This is a genomic window from Heyndrickxia acidiproducens DSM 23148 (assembly GCF_000374345.1).
GTDB classification, from domain to species: Bacteria; Bacillota; Bacilli; order Bacillales; family Bacillaceae_C; genus Weizmannia; species Weizmannia acidiproducens.
Window position 1 is genome coordinate 1 of record NZ_KB893980.1, and the last position, 18,999, is coordinate 18,999.

Genomic DNA, 18,999 nt, shown 5'->3' on the forward strand with positions numbered 1-18,999 from the left:
AACTGGTCCGGCCCCATGAAGTCAAAGCGCGGACTTCATTGGAACCGGCTCAGTTGCCTGTCGCCGATGGGCAAGCGCCCTCCGCTTTTATTATTGCATGATTTGCCATTCCATGTTTTTTTTGTCGTAGACGATTTTTCCGTCGATTGGGGTTGCGGAGATGGTGTTGTATTCTTCGTACATTTCATCCATGTCATGAAAATCGCCGATCATCCAGAACGGGACTTCAATTTTGGCCCGGGTTTTGGTCGCAAATTCTAATGAAATCAACATGCCTTCTTTCATTTTTTCACAAAGCCGGGACAATACTTCTACCGGAACATCAGGTAAACTTTTTCTTTTCTTCCGGGCAAACGGGAACGGCTTTTCTCCTTTTAATTCATTCATTCTGTTTGCAATGACATCACCAAGCAAAACGTAAAAATCACGAAACGAACGGTAATACGTTTTGCTGACCCAGCCGTCATCATGGGACAAATAAACAAAACGGTTGTTAAGTTTCCGGTAAAAGGGCATACGCAATTGTTGTTTCATATGGCTTAAATACAACAATTCAGCAATTTCATATCCTTCCAGCAGATTGACCCCTTCTTCATCCTCAAAATCAATCCAGCAAAAATCGCCGTAGCTGTATATATCATCTTCAACCAAACTCCCAATCGTCTCCTCATCTACATATTCAAAAAGCGTATGCAAATTAAAATTGCCTTCCTCAAATTGGTGGCTCAGGAGAAGAAGATTTTTTAAATACGGAAAAGCATGATAAAATTCACGAAAAGAAATGCCGTATGTTAAAACATAATGATTCACTTCATTTGTATGAACATAAATGAGTTCCCTGTTACCAGCATAGTTTTTCAATACGTTTACCCCCGATTATGCAAACATGATACGGAGAAAGCCTTTACAGACCTGCTATAAAACCGGACTGTTTGCACCCTTATATACCAAATATAAAACAGAATAATTATATCCAACATGGATATCGTGTTTTTTGCCTCTCCACTCTTTTTTCCTCATTGAAAATTATAATGAATTTCCCGTAAATAAAAAACCATTTTACCAAAAACTTTTGTGACCTTTTTCATATTTCATATGTAGCAGATGCTTGTCCATAGTACTTGCAGTTCCGGATGAATTCATTCAAAATAAGTATAGGAGTCATAAAAGACAATATACAAAAATCCCGATTTGCGCAATAAAATGCCGGGCATGTTTTCATGCAGCTGGCATCCGGGTTTGCATCGCTGCTTTTCACTTATGAAGGCCGGAAGCAGAATTTCATTCCCTCGTTTGTCCATGTTTTTTTGCCGGTTTTTCATATCTTTTTTCGGGAACATTAATTGAAATGAGCTTTTAACATAAGGAGGTGCGTGTCTTGCCATATTCTGTGGCGATGTAAAAACGGCCCCGTTTTTTTACACCGCCCGGGCAGGACAAACCAATGCTGACGATCAAACTAATTTTAATTATTTTATTAATAGGAGCAACCTCTTTTTTTGTTGCCTCTGAATTTTCAATCGTAAGGGTCAGGACTTCAAGAATTGACCAGCTGATTGCGGATGGCATTAAAAACGCACCCGCAGCAAAAAGGGTCATTACAAACATGGACAGTTATTTATCTACCACACAATTGGGAATTACTGTGATTTCTCTGATTTTAGGGTGGCTTGGCGAGCCTACGCTGCGTGTTATTTTCAATCCCTTACTGGTAAAAATCCATGTGCCGGAAACGCTGGTCCAAGTGGTTACCTTTATCCTCTCTTTTTTAATTATTACATTTTTCAGCGTGGTGGTCGGGGAACTCGCGCCAAAAAACATTGCCATTCAAAAGGCTGAAGATATTATTCTCGTTGTAGCCAAGCCTTTAATTCTCCTGAACAAGATCATGTTCCCACTTACATGGGCGCTAAACCATGCTTCAAGGTTCGTGACAAAAATGCTCGGTTATGATGTAACATCAGAGCATGAGGTGGCGCATTCCGAGGAAGAACTGAGGATTATTCTGTCCGAAAGTTTAAAAAGCGGGGAAATTAACCAATCGGAATATAAATATGTAAACAATATTTTTGAATTCGATAACCGGATCGCAAAAGAAATCATGGTGCCGCGCACAGAAGTTGTTACGGTTGATAAGAGTGACCGGATTGAGGGCGTATTGAAGCTTGCGCAAATGGAAAAATATACGAGATACCCGGTCACAGACGGGGACAAAGACAATATTATCGGCGTGCTAAATATGAAAGAGGTCTTGACCGATTATGTGGCTGCACCCCATATCGGCAAAGACGCGCCGCTTGATCCGTACATTAACCCGATTATTCATGTGATTGAAACCGTCCCAATCCAGGGAATACTCGCCCGCATGCAGAAAGATAACACACATATGGCCGTTTTGCTTGATGAATACGGGGGCACTGCCGGCATTATTACGGTCGAGGATATTCTGGAGGAAATTGTTGGCGAAATCCGCGATGAATTCGATACCGATGAAATACCGCTCATTCAGAAAGTCGGTGACAATCATTACATTTTAGATGCAAAAGTACTGATTGAAGATGTCAACGACCTGTTGAAAATTGAAATTTCGGATGAGGAAGTCGATACAGTCGGCGGTTGGCTGCTGACACAGAAATATGATCTGAAAAAGGGCGACATTATTCCGTTCCAATCCTGTGAATTTAAGGTGATCAACATGGAAGGATCACACGTCCTTTATGTGGAAGTCTGGAAAAAACAAGAAGCAGCCCCCAAGCCATAGGTTGCTGCTTTGCTCCCCGGACTGGTTTTTATCCTCCGTTTTTTAGACCGCTCCCCTTTTGGAAAATCCTGTCCACAGCCGGCGTTTCTTTCTGCCGGCCCCCCATTGCTTCGCGAATAATGGAAAACTTGGTATCATACCCTTTAAATATAAATTGAATTTTTATAAAAATAATTCATTTCTAACTGGAACGTTTGACTGTACGGTCTTTTTTTTCTATAATACTATTAAGCAAGAAAGCTTTTTTCAGGGAAAGAGGTGATTCAAATGGGGCTTTGTACCGTATTGGGGAATTAGCATCCGCTGCCAATGTTTCAAAAAGGACAATTGACTATTACACCCAATTAGGACTGCTAAAGCCAAAACGTACGCACGCCAATTACCGCTTGTATGATCAGGAAGCTATTGCAGATTTGAAATATATTGCGGAATGCAAGAAGCTGCATCTCCCTCTTGAATCGATCCGGACCAAACTCGCTTACCGGAGAAACAGCGGGGTCAGCGAAATTGCGCTTGTACAGCAATTGAATCTCTTTTCCGATCAGCTGAAACAGTTAAATCTGGAACTGAAGGATTTTGCGCCTAATTTGGATAAATTGCCTGAAGAGCAACAAGAAACATTGCGAAACCATTTGTCAAGGGACAGTCTGGCATTGATCCAATCACTTTCCGTCCTTTTAAATAAGGAAGTGGTTTGGAATTGAAAACAACTATAAATCGTTAACTTACAGGAGGTGACTCCTGCCTTATTTCCTAATATGAGGCAGGGAAACTTATTTGGACATATTTAAATTGGTGCTGATTTTTGTATTAATCGCACTGTCCGCTTTTTTTGTAGCTTCAGAGTTTGCCATCGTGAAAATTAGAAGTTCACGGATTGATCAGCTTATTGAAGAAGGAAACAAAAAAGCCATCACGGTAAAAAAGATGATTTCGAATCTTGATGAATATTTATCAACCTGCCAATTTGGCATTACCGTTATTTCGCTTTTACTTGGATGGATCGGGGAAGAGACTGTATCGCATTTGCTCAGCCCCGTGTTCACGGTGCTTTCGTTGCCGCCTTCCCTAACCGCATTTGTATCTGTGCTGATCTCTTTCGCAGTGATTACATTTGTGCATGTTGTGGCAGGCGAACTTGCGCCAAAGACGATTGCCATTCAAAAGGCGGAAACCATTACCTTTTTTGCGGTAAGGCCGTTGATTGTATTTCACCGTGTGATGTATCCGTTTATCTGGACCTTGAATAATTCTGCAAAGCTGATCACCAAAATGATTGGCATTGAACCTGCATCAGAGCATGATGTTGCACACACAGAGGAAGAGTTGCGGATCATGCTTTCTGATAGCTACAAAAACGGAGAAATTAACCTGTCTGAGTTTAAATATGTTAACAAAATTTTTGAATTTGATAATCGGATTGCCAAAGAAATCATGGTACCAAGGACTGAAATCGTCTCACTTTCAAAAGATCTTTCTCTTTCATCCTTTTTAAATCTTGTACAGGAAGAAAGGTTTACCCGCTATCCTGTCATTGACGGGGATAAGGACCATATTATCGGGATGATTAATTTAAAAGAAGTTCTGACAGACATGCTGAGCCACCGGCAGGCGCCCCAGCCTGCGCTCGAATCTTATGTCCGCCCGATTATCCGTGTTATCGATACGATTCCAATTAATGAATTACTGGTTATGATGCAAAAGGAACGCCTGCATATGGCAGTCTTAATTGATGAATATGGCGGTACCAGCGGGCTGGTGACCGTTGAGGACATATTAGAGGAAATTGTCGGCGAAATCCGCGACGAATTTGATATGGATGAAGTGCCGCTGATCCGAAAAGTTTCAGACGGCCACTTTATTATTGACTCTAAAGTGCTGATCAGCGAAGTCAATGACCTGCTCGGCACCCATATTTCTGATGAAGATATCGATACGATCGGCGGTTGGATGTTAACAGAAAAATTCGAGGCCAAGCAAGGGGACCGGCTTGAGTGCGGCGGCTATGAATTTATCATAACCGAGATGGAAGACATGCATATCCGTTATGTAGAAGTCAAAAAGAAAGCCGTCCAGGAAGTCATACGGCAAACCCAGCCCGAAACCAAAATTAAACTGGCCAAAACAGAAGCAATCTAATACAGACTCGAGAAGCGGAGAAATTCTCCGCTTTTTTTAGCGGTTTCGTAAAACAGTTTTGCCAGCTTTCGACAATTTTTGATTTCCCGAGAAATAATGATGAGGAATCATGGCGATTTTCTTCAAAAAAAGAACAATGCTGCTGCATTGTTCCGCTCTTCCCTGCCAGCCGGCTTTTAATTTTTTTTATAAGCTGGCTGGAATTTATTGCCCTCTAAAACTTCAAACAATTCAAGGCGTGATTTTGTACAAGCTGTTTTGATACCCATTTCTGAAAAACTTGTGATAACTTTCTTTAAATGATCATGATTTTTTTTCATATGATCACCCCATTGGATTAGAATATATCATTTACCATTCCGGTTTTTTAATCTTTTTATATACTTACCCTTTATTTTTCAGCCTACACTACACAAAATATCTTATTTTTTCATGAATTTCACTATTTTTTCTTTTGATTTTCTATATGAAGCTTTTCATTGCACCATAATCTCCGTTTTTCTTGGTTAATTATAATATAACAAAAAACTGCCCTTTGTGTAAGGGATTTCAGAAATAATCTTCCTAAAATATATTTGATTTTGAAAAAAATACAATATTTCTTTCCTGAACTGGACACAAGTTCGATTATATACTATGCTAAATAGTTGAACTGTGTATTTGGAAACGGAATAAACGATGGTAAAAATACAGTTTTCCTGTCTGATTGATTTAAACGAAAAAACATCCTTATCCGTTTCCCCTTCACTTGACGCCAACACTTACTTAAGGAAGTGTGTTATAAAGATGATAAACGAGCTCAACCTTTTTGCTGAAAAGCTTCAAAGCAATTTGCAGCCCGAAAGTGAATACCACCAGAAACTTGTCCAAAAAGGATTATTATTATTCCGCCAGCATCTTGTCTATGCAAAACGCGTGTCAGAAAACCTCATTACAGGAAAGGTCCAGGATGTTACACCTGTTACGTGCGTATTAGATCTCGCGGATACGCTCAAATGCAAATGCTCATGCCCGCAGGACGGGTTATGCCGGCATCAGCTTGCCTTGTTTTTTTCTGCATACAGCGAACAGGCCAGTGTGTTTGACTGGGTCCAAAACTGGAAGAGCCGGGATTCATCTTCCCGAATTCTTCAGACTGTGAAACGGGCAAGTGACCTGCTGAAACCGGCACAAACAGGAAAGCGGCCAGGTGTGGAACAATGGACGGCTGATTTTCAAGAAGCTTTTGGTGAATTGAACCAGCAAAATGAATACCTGCTGGATATTTCAGCCAGAAGAACCTACCAGCACCTCATTGATTTTCTGCCGGTTGAGCGGGAATGGAGGCCGCTTTACCGCCTGTTTTTGGCCTATGAAACATTCAAGCATTTGAACCGGCTTTGCCTGGAGAATGCCTTTACCAGGATGCGGCCTTTATTCCGTTTTTTGCAGGGAGAAGCAGCGAATGCGCTCCAACAGCTTTCAACTTATTCCTTTCCTTTTGCTTTTGATCCGTACCTTGACTACTTGCACAGTGATTGCCGCTGGCTGGCAAATGAAAGGACCGCTTATCCGTTTGAAACGGTTGAATTATACCGTTTGCTTTGGTCGCGCCTTTTTAAAAATGCAGACTGGAGAAAGCAGGAAGCCGAACGTCTGAAAGAAAAAATCCTCCATGAAATTGAAACAGAGGATAAGCTTGCTGTTTCTGCAGCCCTCTGCTATATTCACCAGGCTTTTTTAACCGCAGATGATGATATGGCCCTGCGATTTTTGGAGCAGCTGAGTTTAGATGGCACAGATGTTATTCTTTATATGCCGTTTTGGATTTCGGAGTTGAAAACACTTCAGGCGCAAAACCGTCTGCACCGCTATATTGCGGCCGTTGTTCCAATGATTCCCGGATTTTTTCAGCAGACCGGCATAAACAAAAACGACCGGATCTCCTTTATGCGGCTTTTTTTCCAGTCAATAGATGAAAATAGCCTGATGGAACAGCAGCCGAGGCTGCTTGAAAGACTGTTCCGCGCTTTTTTGCCCTATAGCGGCTATAAATATGAAGCCTATTTATTTGCGAAAGAAAAATACCGGGAGTGGGTGGAACTCCAGCAGCTGCTCGGCCATGTCCCCGATCGGTTAGACAAAGAGAAGCTTAATTTTATTGCAAAGCAGGCACCTGAAACCGTGCTTCCTCTGTTCCATGAAGCGGTCAGCGTTTGTATTGCAGAGAAAAACCGTATGTCCTACAAAAAAGCGGTCCGCTATTTAAAAAAGCTGCGGTCTTTGTATAAGAAAAGACATCTTTTACCGCAGTGGGAGTTATTTTTCAATTCTTTATTGCAGAGGACAAAACGGCTGCGGGCCTTTCATGAAGAATGCAGAAAGGGAAAATTGATCCATGCAGATTGATTTCAAAATGAATATAAAACCTTTGGATACCGGCCGCTATTTTTTATATGCCCAGGATGGAAACGGGCTTGATATCGATCCCGAATATTGGAAACCATCCCTGTTTACTTGGCATGAAGAGAGCTATTACGGGGCATTTGCTTCAATTGATGAACATTTTCAACACAGTGGTGTTGTAATTGACAGTTATCTGCTATTGTCCCTGTTAGGAAAAGAAAGCTTCAGTTCCCTTCCGCGTTGGGATTGGGATGAGAGAGGGCAAATCTATCTTGCTGCTGCTCCCGTCCTGCTGGAATCCGTAACAAGTGGCGTGTGGCTGCCGGAAGCGGCTGGAAGCACGGAAAATGGCGAGAATCTGTATGAGCTGCCTAAAGCGGTACTGGAAGAATTCAGCCCGCCGTTTTGGCAGCAGCAGCTTGATGAACATTCCGTAAAAACGGTCATGTCCAAGTGGTATCATAATGCCATTCAATCTTATGTTCGGCACGATCCTTCTCTCCAACAGCGTTTCAACCAGCTGAAGCAGGGCGGTTTTACCAAGCGGGAGCTTTCCGTGTACTTTGACAAAGATCGTTTTGCCCAGTGGGCGGATCCAAACAGCCGGCTTCCTTTCTCAATCGGCTTGCGGTTATCCGAGCCTGCCCGTGACAATGATCCGTGGAAATTGGAGACAGTACTGCGTGACCCTTCCAAACCCGAGCGGATGTATGTCTATCCGCGGCAAAGGCTTTTAAAAAAATGGCAGCCATACGAAGAAGCCATTTCCCGTGAGCAAAACAGGTGGCTCACGCTTTTCCCCTGGCTCGAAAACGAGAAGGGGCATCTTGCAACAGAATTGGAAGAAGCATCCGCTTGGGAATTCCTTGTCAATGCCAGTGAAAAGCTGCTCTGCCTCGGCGTTGATATTCTGCTCCCTTCATGGTGGTCTTCAATCAAAGAAGCAAGTATGCGCGTGAAGGCGAAAATGAAACAGCAGAATACCAGCTATCGCCCTTCTTTTGTCGGCCTTCAGGCAATGCTCGATTTTGATTGGCGCATTTCCGTAAATGGGACGGATCTAACCGAGGAAGAATTCCGGCAGCTGATCCAACAAGGCCGCCGTCTCGTCAAAGTCGGCGGCCAGTGGGTTAAACTGGATCCGGCGCTGATTAAATCGCTGCAAACTTTGATGGAAAAAGCCAAAAAAGAAGGGCTCCGCATCCAGGATTTGTTTGAACAGGAACTCATCCCGCAAGAAGAAGAGCAGGACAATGACGATTGGAACCCGCGCGCCTTTGCCCAAATTCAAATTGAGCTGAACCGCTCGCTGAAACAGTTTATTCAAACATTGACGGCGCTATCTGAAATACCAAATACAGACTTGCCAAACGGGTTTACAGGCCAGTTACGGCCGTATCAGCAGCTCGGACTCAATTGGCTGGTATTTCTGCGGAATTTCCATTTCGGCGCAATTTTAGCCGATGATATGGGGCTCGGCAAAACGATTCAGCTCATTTCCTATCTGCTGCATGTAAAAGAAAAGGAAGCCCCGCAAACCCCGGCGCTGATTATTTGCCCGACATCCGTGCTCGGCAACTGGCAAAAGGAATTCGAAAAGTTTGCACCCGGTTTGCACCTCGCCCTCCATTACGGGGCAAACCGGCCAAAAGAATATCTTAGCAAGGTTTACAGCAGCACCGATGTCGTGCTGACCAGCTATGGGCTGGCACATATCGATTACGAAGCCTTATCCGCAATAGAATGGAGTACCCTGGCATTGGATGAAGCCCAAAATATTAAAAATCCGCAAACCAAGCAATCAAGGGCGATCCGCTTGCTGAAGGGACGCCATTACATTGCCCTGACCGGTACACCAATGGAAAATCGCTTATCAGAATTATGGACGATCTTTGACTTTGCCAATAAGGGGTTTCTGGGGAGCTTTTCACAATTCCAGAAACGTTTTATCGCCCCGATTGAAAAAGACGGCCGCAAAGATAAAATTAAAGAATTGCAGGCCTTGATCAAACCATTTCTGCTGCGGCGCACAAAAAAGGACCCGGAAGTGGAGCTTAACCTGCCGGAGAAACTGGAACAGAAAGAATACTGTCCGCTGACGACGGAACAAGCTGCATTATATGAACAATTGATCCAAAATACTTTCCAGGAGATAGAAACACTTACCGGTTTTGAAAGAAAAGGCCTGATATTGCAAATGCTGAATCGCTTGAAACAGCTATGTAACCACCCTGCGTTGTATCTAAAGGAAACAAGCCCGAAACATATGGCAGAACGTTCCTTTAAATTGGAAAAATTGACAGAATTGGTCCGGTCGATCATCGGCGCGGAGGAATCCTGCCTGATCTTTACCCAGTATATCGGGATGGGTAAAATCATCCAGGAAACATTGAAACATGCTTTTGGTTTGGATGTTCCATTTTTAAACGGAAGCATGCCGAAACCAAAACGCGATGCGTATATCGCACAGTTTCAGGACCAGCAATTTCCGGTTTTTCTGCTGTCATTGAAAGCCGGCGGCACAGGCCTGAACTTAACAGCCGCCAACCATGTCATCCATTATGACCGCTGGTGGAATCCCGCCGTTGAAAACCAGGCAACAGACCGGGCCCACCGTATCGGGCAAAAGCGTTTCGTCCACGTCCACAAACTGATTACAACCGGAACGCTGGAGGAGAAGATTGACGCCATGCTTGAGAAAAAGCAGGCGCTGAATGATGAAATCATCCAAAGCGACGACTGGATAACGGAACTATCCAATACCGATTTAAAAGACCTGGTCTCACTGCAGCAAGTATAAGAACAGCCCGGATTACTCTAACCGGCTGTTCTTTTTTTGCAAAAAAAAACAGCCGGTTTAACAGCTGAAAAAAATTGGGGATGAAAAGAGGATGATACAAAAAAATTCAATTCTATCTGATGGAGAGAAAATCGGGGTTCAAATAACAAACTCGGGAATACTATTTCAATTTGTCAGCTGTGTGACATGGGGATGGAAATCGTGCGGAGTTCTTCTTCCAGCTGTTTGATTTCGTTCATGAGCAAGCCAAACTGCCGGTTCATCAATCCTTGCTTAAGTATCAAATCGGCAAGCACCCGTTCGAGTGCATCGATTCTTCCTGCGGCGTCTTCCAAGTGCGTTTATCCTCCTTGTTTTGCTTCCTGCAGCGGCCCGTTATCCTGCCGCCTGCTGAAAAATTTTACCGTATCAGCGATTACCTCCGTAACATATACTCTTTTTCCTTCTTTATTGTCGTAATGGCGTGTCTGAATTCTGCCGACCACACCAACGATTGATCCTTTTCTGCAATACTTCTTGGTATTTTCTGCTGTTTTGTTCCACAATGTACATTGGACAAAATCGGTTAATGTTTCACCAAATTGATTGCGATAATGCCGATTTAAAGCTAACGTTATGTTTAAAACCGCCTTCCCTTCCGCTGTATAATGAACTTCCGGATCTTTTGTTAACCTTCCCACTAATGTCACCTGGTTTATCAAAGGTTTCACCTCCTCCCTACAGCTTCATCATACCGGGCATGGTTTTCTTTGTAAAATCGACATTTTCCATAATTTCCTCGACTTTTTCCGCCAAAATTGAAATTTTTCCCCGGCAAAAATTCAATTTTCCAGTCTATATTGTGAACAAAAATGGAAAGCAGTTGTTTTTTATTTTTTTAAAACAGGCTCTTTTAGGCAGTGCATCGAATTATGTTATAATTTTTTCAAACGGATCTGGAGGATGGCAATGAAAACATTTAAAATTGTTTCACTGGTGATTGTGGATGCACCTGGCCGCCGCGTTATTCCTTTTATTGATGGACTCATCATTAACAAAGAGGATGGAAAAGGTACTTGGCTGATTGAAGCCTATATGAGCCATGATCAGCTTTCTTTTTTCCGTGAGGCTGAAAAAACGCATCAAGAATTGGAAACTGAAGTTGTGATCACTTATGCGAACAATGATCCTGCCCCTTTGGCGACGCATGTTTGCGGCATAAAAGAATTTGGGGACACCATCAGTGTGCTGCTCGAGGGAAAAATCCGCTCAAGGCGCAATGCGTATGCGGAGACTCTGCTGGAGAAATTGGTGCATGACGGGTTTGAAGGAGAGGATTTAATCCGTGAATTTAAAATGCGGATTAACCGGCGGGAACGCTCCGCCACAAAATCCGGCGGGAAATAGAAAAGCGGTGGGGCGCTTGCTTATCGGCGTACGGATTTCATGGACCGCGACTGAGATATAGGAAACACGGCGAGGAACGAGCCGATGTTGACTTATCGCAGGGAGGGGACTGGGAAATCCGCCAGCCGATAGCGCCCTGAGCTGGATCAAGAAAAGCGGTGGGGCGCTTGCTCATCGGCGTACGGATTTCATGGATCGCGACTGAGATATAGGAAATACGGCGAGGAACGAGCCGATGTTGACTTATCGCAGGGAGGGGGCCGGGAAATCCGCCAGCCGATAGCGCCCTGAGCTGGATCAAGAAAAGCGGGGGGCGCTTGCCCCCCGCTTTCTATTTCCGGACGCGTCTCTTACCGGCCCGGGGTCTTCTATTTCCCCAGTGCGAACATGATTTCAGCTTCGCAGGCGAGCTCGCCGTCGACGGTGGCTACGGCTTTGCCTTTGCCGACCGGGCCTTTTAGGCGGATGATTTCGACTTCGAGGCGGAGCTGGTCGCCCGGCCTTACCTGGCGTTTGAAGCGGCATTTGTCAATACCCGCAAATAAGGCCAGTTTGCCGCGGTTTTCTTCTTTTTGCAGCATGGCGACAGCACCGGTTTGAGCAAGTGCTTCGACAATCAGAACACCGGGCATTACAGGGTAATCGGGAAAATGCCCGTTGAAAAATTCCTCATTGCCGGTTACGTTTTTTATTCCTACCGCACGTTTCCCTGTTTCCACTTCAAGCACTTTGTCGATTAATAAAAATGGATAACGGTGCGGGATGATTTCTTTAATCTGTTGCAAATCAAGCATGCTTTAGCCCTCCATTATGTATGCTGTAAAGGTACTTTCATCACCCGGCCAAATTATGAGCGGATTCCGTTCACTAAACCCATCATTTGGTCGGACATGGTAATCGTTTTGGCTAACAATTGATAGGAACGCTCTGTTTTAATGAGGTCTGTCATTTCCGAGCTTAAATCGGCATTGGACTTTTCCAAAGCGCCCTGCTGCACCGAAATATTGTCACGATTTGCGCCGGTAAGATCCGTATAGACAGCAGCCGCGTCCACATTTTGCGGCAGTTTCAGGATATTATTTCCGTCCTGTTCCAGAACCTGGGGATTATTCATCTGCACAACACCAAGACTAAATTGATCGGAAGTTCCGTTTGCATAGGCCACCTGAAGCGTTCCGTTCCGATGAATCGTGTAGTCTTTTACACTGCCCCGGAACGTGATCATTTGATTGTTTTCATCCAACACCGGGTTGCCGTTTTCATCCGCCAGCATAACTTCATCATTTCCCAGCGGCACGGCCTGCAATGCACCGGCCCGTGTAAATTCAACTGTGCTGTTATCGTTTGTCTGTACAAGGATTTTCAAATACTGGTTTTCTTTCGTAAAAGCTATATCAAGGTTGCGGTTTGTTGTTTCCAAAGGCCCCTGGGCAGTCACATAGCTTGTGTTCGCAAGTTTTGCGCCTGTTCCGATGCGGATTCCGTATGGTGTCAGTCTTCCTTCTTCTTTTGCAGCGTTGGGCTGGTTATTGATCTGTTGCACCAACAGGTCTGTAAACCCTGCCGTTTTGCGTTTGTAGCCAGCCGTATCCGAATTAGCAACATTATTGCTAATGATATCCAGTTTTTGCTGCAGCTGGCCAAGTGAATTTGCCGCTGTGATCATCGATTGGTTCATTCCTGCACCTCACCGTTCCCCTTAAACTTTGCCTACATCATTTACCGCTTTGCCCAGGCTTGCATCATAAGCCTGCAGTACTTTTTGGTTGGCTTCAAATGTGCGGTATGCACTCATCATGTCTGTCATTGTCTTTGTTTCATCGACATTTGAAGCTTCCAGGAAGCCCTGTTTGATTTGGAAACCGTTTTGATTATAACCATCCGGCAGTTGCGCATTATTCTGCAGGGAATATAAGCCGTCTCCTGACTTTTCAAGCTGGCCGGGATTCTGTGCATAACCCAGGCCGATCGTTGCCACATACCGGCCGTTTTCCGTAATATCCCCGGCTGGACTTACTAAGAAATCCGAACCATTGACTTGGATGGGGTTACCATTCCGGTCAAGGACAGCATTTCCGCTTGCAGTTGTTAAGTAGCCGTCCCCGCTCACTGAAAAATTTCCATTGCGCGTATATTTTACGGTACCATCGCTGCTCTTAACAGGGAAAAATAAGTGTCCCTCCGCATTCGCATCATCAACGATAGAAAGATCTGTATTCGTATTGGTTTGTTCAAGGCCGCCCTGTATAAAGAGCGGTACGGTTTCCTGCATGTACACCCCTGTTGCAAGCGATCCGACGGAATGCTCAACTTCGCCTGTGGTACCGTTTTTATTCATGTAGCTTAAAAGCATTTTTGGAAAGGTCCGCATCGCAGACTGATCCGCTTTATAACCGGCAGTATTGGCGTTCGACAGGTTATTGGACAGCATATCGGTTTTCCGCTGCTGCGCAATCATTCCGGAAGCTGCTGTGTAAAAACCCCTTAACACATGCTTTCACCTCACAAGAAACACAGGGACCGTCCCCGGCATCGTTTTTTTCTTTCGCAATCTCCTTGAAATCTGATTAGACCAATCTTTTTCTTGAAATTTTATCAATGTTTTCAAGCATGACTCCTGTCCCGATCGCAACGGAATCCATCGGGTTTTCCGACACCAGTACCGGCACTTTGATTTCTTCTGCAAGCAGCTGGTCGATTCCGTGGAGAAGCGCGCCGCCGCCGGTTAAAATAACACCGCGGTCAATAATATCTGCGGATAGTTCAGGAGGCGTTTTTTCCAATACATTTTTGGCGGCATGGACAATCACCGTGACAGATTCACGCAAGGCTTTTTCAATTTCAATTGAATTTACCGTAATGGTGCGCGGCAGGCCTGAAACCATGTCTCTTCCGCGGATATCCATTTCTTCATTGCGGCTGCCCGTGAAAACCGTCCCGATATTGATTTTTATATTTTCAGCAGTCCGTTCACCAATTAATAATTTATATTCTCTTTTGATGTATTGTAAAATCTCATTATCAAATTTGTCCCCTGCCATTTTGATGGATGAACTTGTGACAATGTCTCCCATAGATAAAACAGCAATATCTGTGGTACCGCCACCAATATCCACAACCATGTTGCCGCTCGGCTGGAAAATATCCATGCCGGCGCCGATCGCAGCCACTTTCGGTTCTTCTTCAAGATAGACATTTTTTCCGCCGCTCTTTTCAGCTGCCTCACGGATCGCCTTTTGTTCCACACTTGTGATGTTGGTCGGGCAGCAGATCAGAATACGCGGTTTGGAAAGCAGGCCTTTGACGTTCAGCTTATCAATAAAATGCTTCAGCATTGTTTCTGTCACGTCAAAATCAGCGATGACCCCGTCTTTCAACGGCCGGATCGCAACGATATTGCCGGGTGTTCTTCCCACCATGCGGCGCGCTTCTTCCCCGACAGCCAGCACTTTGTTGGCCGACTTATCTATGGCTACAACGGATGGTTCATTTAACACAATTCCCTGTCCCTTTACATGAATCAGCACGTTAGCTGTACCTAAGTCAATCCCAATATCCTTTGCAAACATGAATTTGCTCCTTCCTTATTTCCAACTTTTTAGGACTATTTATGTATACGTAATCTATGACAGTCTGTTATCCCTAATTATTTATTTTAACATATTTATACCGGGTTACGTGAGTGTTTGCAAAAATTATTTTCCAATCTTTTTTATAAACAGGGGTGCGCCCGGGAGTTACGGGTGTACTGTTGCGGAAGACCGCCGGCATCGGATTTGAAGAGGATGCAAACCTTATTGCGCAAAAAAAGCAATCCCCAATACGGGCTGATTGCTTTTTTGTTTGCTGATTCTTTCTATCACTTTTTGGTATCCGCCATGTTCTGTTTTTTGCGCTATTCGGTAATTTGCAATTCTTCTTTTTTATATTTCTGCTTTGTTGCTTCCCCTCCGCGCAGATGGCGGATCGATTTATGATAATCCAATATATCTTTTACTTCATTTGCCAGTTCCGGGTTGATTTCCGGGAGCCTTTCCGTTAAGTCTTTATGGACAGTACTTTTGGATACGCCAAACTCCTTCGCAATCACGCGAACTGTTTTTCTCGTCTCCACGATATACTTTCCAATCTTGATTGTCCTCTCTTTGATGTAATCGTGCACACTACTCGCCCTCCCCAAATTGGATGTGAGGAGTGTGAAATGAGACTCGCTGATCTCAGAATTGTACTGTATCCCGCAAGCGCTTCCTGTCACGGTACGGCGTGCGGCAGAAAGTTAATCGCTACACTTTCTGGTGCTGCAAGAAATAATCAGGTCAATAACTAAAACAATCACGAATTTAACGACTCCTCACCTCAAACACTCTCGCTTTTTTGTCAAGTTTGTAACAGTTTATTAGCTTGGGTACCAAATTATGCACAAAAACATCAGAAAGAACGGGATGTGCTGCATTTTCAGGAAATTCCCGCCCTGTCTGTCAAACGGAAAAAGGACAGACATCTTTTTTAAATTGGCTATACTATTAAAAGGATATGTACATGATGAGTCTGTGGAAAAGCTGCAATTGTATAACCAGTTAAAATTATGGATACTTTAAAGTTGATACAACCAATTGGAAGCAGCCTTTTTGAAAGGAAGGTATGTTTAACTATGTGGTATGCGTATACAATTATTGTGGTTTTTCTATTGATTCTGTTGTTTATGCCGAAAAAGTTGACTTTAAAAGAGATGTATTATAGTGCTGGTGTTCTTGGCTTTGGTGCTTGGCTTGGGGATGCATTGATTGGCGATGTTTTTAAAGGATTTCGAATCGGCCCCTCTCCCGATACTTATCTGATTGACTACATTTTTATATCCTTTATCCCTCTAGCACTTGGCTTAATTTATCTAAATTTTTTAACCCAAAATAAGTCAGTGCTATATAAATGGTTATGGGTAGCCGCTGCTTATCTTCTCGAGTGGGGGACAGTCGTATCTGGATATATGGTAAACAAGGCATGGAAGACGTGGTACTCTATACCTGTATATATTCTTGTATTTGTCGTCCTTTTACCTTGGCATTTAAAGACAATGAGAAATGAACAATAGCTGTATATCATAATTTTGGAAAGGAATTACAAAAACATTAAGATAGGCAATACTATAATTAAAGCATTGTATATTCAGCAAAAAACTATCGGGTACATTAGGTTGAAGAAGAAAGGACATAACATATTTTATATGACGAATATGTTATGTCCTTTAATTTATCTACCCTTTTTCAATTTAGGTCTTGGTAAGTGTTTACCCTTACTTTTTCCGCCCAATCTGCCCGGCATGATTGATTAATTCTGATCCTGGCTTGTGCTTGTATCTTTGGTTGTTTGGTCCTTTTTACTTTCTCCGCTGCTTTCGCTGCCAGCAGCATTTTCATCAGAGGATGAAGAAATTTCTACATCGCTGACTGATTTATTGAAGTAGGAAACCGGGTTCACTGCCACATCATCTTTACGGATTTCAAAATGAAGATGGGTACCAGCTTGTTGATTCAGTTCGCTTTTGCCGGCTTTTGCAAGAAATTGCCCTTGCTTCACAACATCGCCTTCTTTGACTGCAATATCTTTTATGGATTGATATTGGGTCACGACACCTTTATTGTGTTCAACTTCAATCACATTCCCTAATACAGCATCTTCTTTTACCTGTGTAACAGTTCCGCCCAGTGCTGCAACTACATCGAATGATTTACCCTTTTCCATGGTAATGTCAATGCCCTGGTTCGGCTGATAAGTGTTTCCGTATACGACAAGTGCTGCTTCCTGTTCTTTCGTTGATGCATTCGGATCATAAAACTTTTTCTCAATCTTTGCCATGTCAGGGTTTTTCACCGGCATTTTGAAGTTTTCCACTGCTTTATTGACTTCGATTGCCTGGTTGTCAGCACCCTTTTGGCTGATCGATGTATTTCCGTTATTTGAGAATTTCTCTTTTGCTGAATTGCTTCCTGCAGCTTGATACCAGTAAATTCCGGAAATCAACAGTGCTGCACATGCCAGGTAGACTGCCGGGTATACCCAACGTTTTTTGAAGAATTTTTTTATGTTCTTTGATTGAGAAGGCCGTTTCTTTTCTTCCTCTCTCATTTTCATCACCTCAGCAACCATTCTGAACATTTCCTCATTTATTTATACATCGATTTAAAAAATTTTCACTTCTTGATTTTGTTTATTCCATTTAAGAAAACGCGTTGCATTGGAGCCACTTCAAAAAAGCCGGGCGCATAGCATAATAAAAAGCGGTGAGCGCCTGCCATTGGCAGGGCTCACCGCTTTTTCAAGCAGGGTTATTTTTGTGCGGTTAATTTTGCATTGCCGAACCGGTCTAAAGGAACGACGCTTACGCCTTTATAATAGTATTTGACAATTGCAGCATAATCTTTCCCTTCCTTCGCCATTCCATTTGCACCATATTGGCTCATCCCTACGCCATGGCCGTACCCTTTTGTTGTAATGACAATATCATTGCCTTTTCTGATCCAGGTAAAGTCGGCTGACGGAAGGCCCAGCTTATCCCTGATCTCTCTTCCGGTAAATGTTTTGCCTGCTATTTTGATTTTAGCGACTCTGTTCCCCTGCGTTCTTGCAAGGACGGTCCCCATGTCATTGGCAGACAGCTGGATCCCGAGCTTATTTTGAAAGCCTGCAGCCGTAATGACCTCTTGCCGCTTATATTTAGGAGAGGCTTTGTCCCACGGGCTTTTCACACTTTTTAAATATGGGACCGCGTTTGTCCAGTAATCTTCGGCATTTTCCGTGTAGCCGTTGCTGGTGGAGAAAAATGCAGCGTCGATCGGTTTATCGCGATAAATAATAATTTTTCCTTTTGTCGCAGCCACAGCCTTTTTGATCTTATTGATTTTTGTTGTATACTGCCGCCCCCATATTTTTTTCAGTTCGGCATTGCTCAGGTATACCTGGTCGCTTACGGTATCGGTAACATCCGCTCCGGCCGGTAAATCGCTGTTTGCACCATATAACAGCCGGTTGACAATAAACGTCCTTGCTGTCAGCGCCTGGGCTTTCAGGGCTTCAATTTCAAAGTCTGCCGGCATTTCGGCTGCGACAACACCTGCAACATAATCTTCCATTGGCATTTGGTCAATTTCTTTTTCCATACTTCTGTATACCGATACCTGGATGGTATTGTTCTTCTTTTCAGCTTTCACCTGCTTCACCTTTTTATCCTGAAGTTTTCCGCTGACTTTATCATTCTGGAAGGGGAGTACAAGAAGGGATGGGATAAGAAAAGAAACGGCGAGAACAAGAACGGCGGCAAGGGCAATTGGTTTGAACGGTTTCATAACATGATGCCTCCCATATGTTAAGTAAAGGAACCTATACTAAAAAGTTATGGGACAGGACAAGCATTTATGATAAAAAATCCGCCGTTTATTAAACAGCCTCGTTTGAATGTTGTATGAAATGGTTATAATGTTACAGCACGCACAGGGATATTTTTTACATAAAAAAACCCTGCACATGATGAATA

18 protein-coding genes are annotated in these 18,999 nt (G+C 43.5%); 7 read left to right on the forward strand and 11 right to left on the reverse strand.

The features are described from left to right. Window positions 1-90: 90 nt before the first annotated feature. Window positions 91-861, reverse strand: coding sequence for a hypothetical protein (locus C232_RS0103000; protein WP_018661131.1), 771 nt, complete (start codon window positions 859-861; stop codon window positions 91-93). Between the two features lie 583 nt (window positions 862-1,444). On the opposite strand from C232_RS0103000, the gene C232_RS0103010 reads away from it, so the two are divergent. From C232_RS0103010 to C232_RS0103020, 3 genes are all read left to right on the forward strand, one after another. Then, complete coding sequence (locus C232_RS0103010; protein ID WP_018661135.1) at window positions 1,445-2,761, forward strand: hemolysin family protein; 1,317 nt, start codon at window positions 1,445-1,447, stop codon at window positions 2,759-2,761. 275 nt (window positions 2,762-3,036) lie between these two features. Continuing rightward, window positions 3,037-3,465, forward strand: coding sequence for a MerR family transcriptional regulator (locus tag C232_RS0103015; protein WP_018661137.1), 429 nt, complete (start codon window positions 3,037-3,039; stop codon window positions 3,463-3,465). Window positions 3,466-3,538: 73 nt separating this feature from the next. After that, window positions 3,539-4,900 carry a hemolysin family protein gene (locus C232_RS0103020; protein WP_018661139.1) on the forward strand — a complete coding sequence of 454 codons (1,362 nt, stop codon included), beginning with the start codon at window positions 3,539-3,541 and terminating at the stop codon, window positions 4,898-4,900. Window positions 4,901-5,076: 176 nt separating this feature from the next. Here C232_RS0103020 and C232_RS19960 read toward each other — a convergent pair whose 3' ends face one another. Beyond that, window positions 5,077-5,220, reverse strand: coding sequence for an Lmo0850 family protein (locus tag C232_RS19960; protein WP_018661141.1), 144 nt, complete (start codon window positions 5,218-5,220; stop codon window positions 5,077-5,079). Between the two features lie 466 nt (window positions 5,221-5,686). Here C232_RS19960 and C232_RS0103030 point away from each other — a divergent pair, with 466 nt between their 5' ends. Further along, window positions 5,687-7,288 (forward strand): SWIM zinc finger family protein, encoded by a 1,602-nt coding sequence (locus tag C232_RS0103030; RefSeq protein WP_018661143.1) that lies wholly within the window; start codon window positions 5,687-5,689, stop codon window positions 7,286-7,288. Continuing rightward, on the forward strand, window positions 7,278-10,085 hold the full coding sequence (locus C232_RS0103035; RefSeq protein WP_018661145.1) for a DEAD/DEAH box helicase: 2,808 nt from the start codon (window positions 7,278-7,280) through the stop codon (window positions 10,083-10,085). Before C232_RS0103030 ends, C232_RS0103035 begins: the two co-directional genes overlap by 11 nt. A 173-nt stretch (window positions 10,086-10,258) precedes the next feature. On the opposite strand, the gene C232_RS19965 is transcribed toward C232_RS0103035, so the two are convergent. Together C232_RS19965 and C232_RS0103045 are read right to left on the reverse strand one after the other, a co-directional pair. Continuing rightward, window positions 10,259-10,420, reverse strand: a complete 162-nt coding sequence (locus C232_RS19965; RefSeq protein WP_018661147.1) for a hypothetical protein — start codon at window positions 10,418-10,420, stop codon at window positions 10,259-10,261. A 6-nt stretch (window positions 10,421-10,426) separates the two neighbouring features. Continuing rightward, the gene (locus C232_RS0103045) at window positions 10,427-10,786 is read right to left on the reverse strand and encodes a single-stranded DNA-binding protein (RefSeq protein ID WP_018661149.1); all 360 of its coding nucleotides are present in this window, start codon (window positions 10,784-10,786) and stop codon (window positions 10,427-10,429) included. A gap of 247 nt (window positions 10,787-11,033) precedes the next feature. Here C232_RS0103045 and C232_RS0103055 point away from each other — a divergent pair, with 247 nt between their 5' ends. Further along, complete coding sequence (locus C232_RS0103055; protein WP_018661153.1) at window positions 11,034-11,471, forward strand: YwpF-like family protein; 438 nt, start codon at window positions 11,034-11,036, stop codon at window positions 11,469-11,471. A gap of 368 nt (window positions 11,472-11,839) precedes the next feature. Here the strand turns inward: C232_RS0103055 and fabZ are convergent, their stop codons facing one another. The 5 genes from fabZ to spoIIID form a co-directional block, all read right to left on the reverse strand. Continuing rightward, window positions 11,840-12,265, reverse strand: a complete 426-nt coding sequence (fabZ, locus tag C232_RS0103060; RefSeq protein WP_018661155.1) for a 3-hydroxyacyl-ACP dehydratase FabZ — start codon at window positions 12,263-12,265, stop codon at window positions 11,840-11,842. Window positions 12,266-12,318: 53 nt separating this feature from the next. Continuing rightward, window positions 12,319-13,149 carry a flagellar hook-basal body protein gene (locus C232_RS0103065; protein ID WP_018661157.1) on the reverse strand — a complete coding sequence of 277 codons (831 nt, stop codon included), beginning with the start codon at window positions 13,147-13,149 and terminating at the stop codon, window positions 12,319-12,321. A 21-nt stretch (window positions 13,150-13,170) separates the two neighbouring features. Continuing rightward, window positions 13,171-13,962, reverse strand: coding sequence for a flagellar hook-basal body protein (locus tag C232_RS0103070; protein ID WP_018661158.1), 792 nt, complete (start codon window positions 13,960-13,962; stop codon window positions 13,171-13,173). 76 nt (window positions 13,963-14,038) lie between these two features. Beyond that, window positions 14,039-15,040 (reverse strand): rod shape-determining protein, encoded by a 1,002-nt coding sequence (gene mreB / locus C232_RS0103075; protein ID WP_018661160.1) that lies wholly within the window; start codon window positions 15,038-15,040, stop codon window positions 14,039-14,041. Window positions 15,041-15,366: 326 nt separating this feature from the next. Further along, the gene (gene spoIIID, locus C232_RS0103080) at window positions 15,367-15,633 is read right to left on the reverse strand and encodes a sporulation transcriptional regulator SpoIIID (RefSeq protein ID WP_018661161.1); all 267 of its coding nucleotides are present in this window, start codon (window positions 15,631-15,633) and stop codon (window positions 15,367-15,369) included. 423 nt (window positions 15,634-16,056) lie between these two features. On the opposite strand from spoIIID, the gene C232_RS0103085 reads away from it, so the two are divergent. Next, a complete protein-coding gene (locus C232_RS0103085; protein ID WP_155891535.1) occupies window positions 16,057-16,560 on the forward strand; it encodes a hypothetical protein in 504 nt (167 codons plus the stop codon). 236 nt (window positions 16,561-16,796) lie between these two features. On the opposite strand, the gene C232_RS0103090 is transcribed toward C232_RS0103085, so the two are convergent. After that, complete coding sequence (locus tag C232_RS0103090) at window positions 16,797-17,615, reverse strand: stage II sporulation protein SpoIIQ (RefSeq protein ID WP_018661165.1); 819 nt, start codon at window positions 17,613-17,615, stop codon at window positions 16,797-16,799. Window positions 17,616-17,794: 179 nt separating this feature from the next. Continuing rightward, window positions 17,795-18,811 (reverse strand): stage II sporulation protein D, encoded by a 1,017-nt coding sequence (spoIID, locus tag C232_RS0103095; protein WP_018661168.1) that lies wholly within the window; start codon window positions 18,809-18,811, stop codon window positions 17,795-17,797. Between the last annotated feature and the right edge of the window lie 188 nt (window positions 18,812-18,999).

Bases quoted from the DNA above. Each gene is read 5' to 3' on its own strand.
- C232_RS0103010 (WP_018661135.1), top strand. From the start codon at position 1,445: ATGCTGACGATCAAACTAATTTTAATTATTTTATTAATAGGAGCAACC.
- C232_RS19960 (WP_018661141.1), bottom strand. From the start codon at position 5,220: ATGAAAAAAAATCATGATCATTTAAAGAAAGTTATCACAAGTTTTTCA.
- C232_RS0103030 (WP_018661143.1), top strand. From the start codon at position 5,687: ATGATAAACGAGCTCAACCTTTTTGCTGAAAAGCTTCAAAGCAATTTG.
- C232_RS0103035 (WP_018661145.1), top strand. From the start codon at position 7,278: ATGCAGATTGATTTCAAAATGAATATAAAACCTTTGGATACCGGCCGC.
- C232_RS0103055 (WP_018661153.1), top strand. From the start codon at position 11,034: ATGAAAACATTTAAAATTGTTTCACTGGTGATTGTGGATGCACCTGGC.
- fabZ (WP_018661155.1), bottom strand. From the start codon at position 12,265: ATGCTTGATTTGCAACAGATTAAAGAAATCATCCCGCACCGTTATCCA.
- C232_RS0103065 (WP_018661157.1), bottom strand. From the start codon at position 13,149: ATGAACCAATCGATGATCACAGCGGCAAATTCACTTGGCCAGCTGCAG.
- mreB (WP_018661160.1), bottom strand. From the start codon at position 15,040: ATGTTTGCAAAGGATATTGGGATTGACTTAGGTACAGCTAACGTGCTG.
- C232_RS0103085 (WP_155891535.1), top strand. From the start codon at position 16,057: ATGGATACTTTAAAGTTGATACAACCAATTGGAAGCAGCCTTTTTGAA.
- C232_RS0103090 (WP_018661165.1), bottom strand. From the start codon at position 17,615: ATGGTTGCTGAGGTGATGAAAATGAGAGAGGAAGAAAAGAAACGGCCT.
- spoIID (WP_018661168.1), bottom strand. From the start codon at position 18,811: ATGAAACCGTTCAAACCAATTGCCCTTGCCGCCGTTCTTGTTCTCGCC.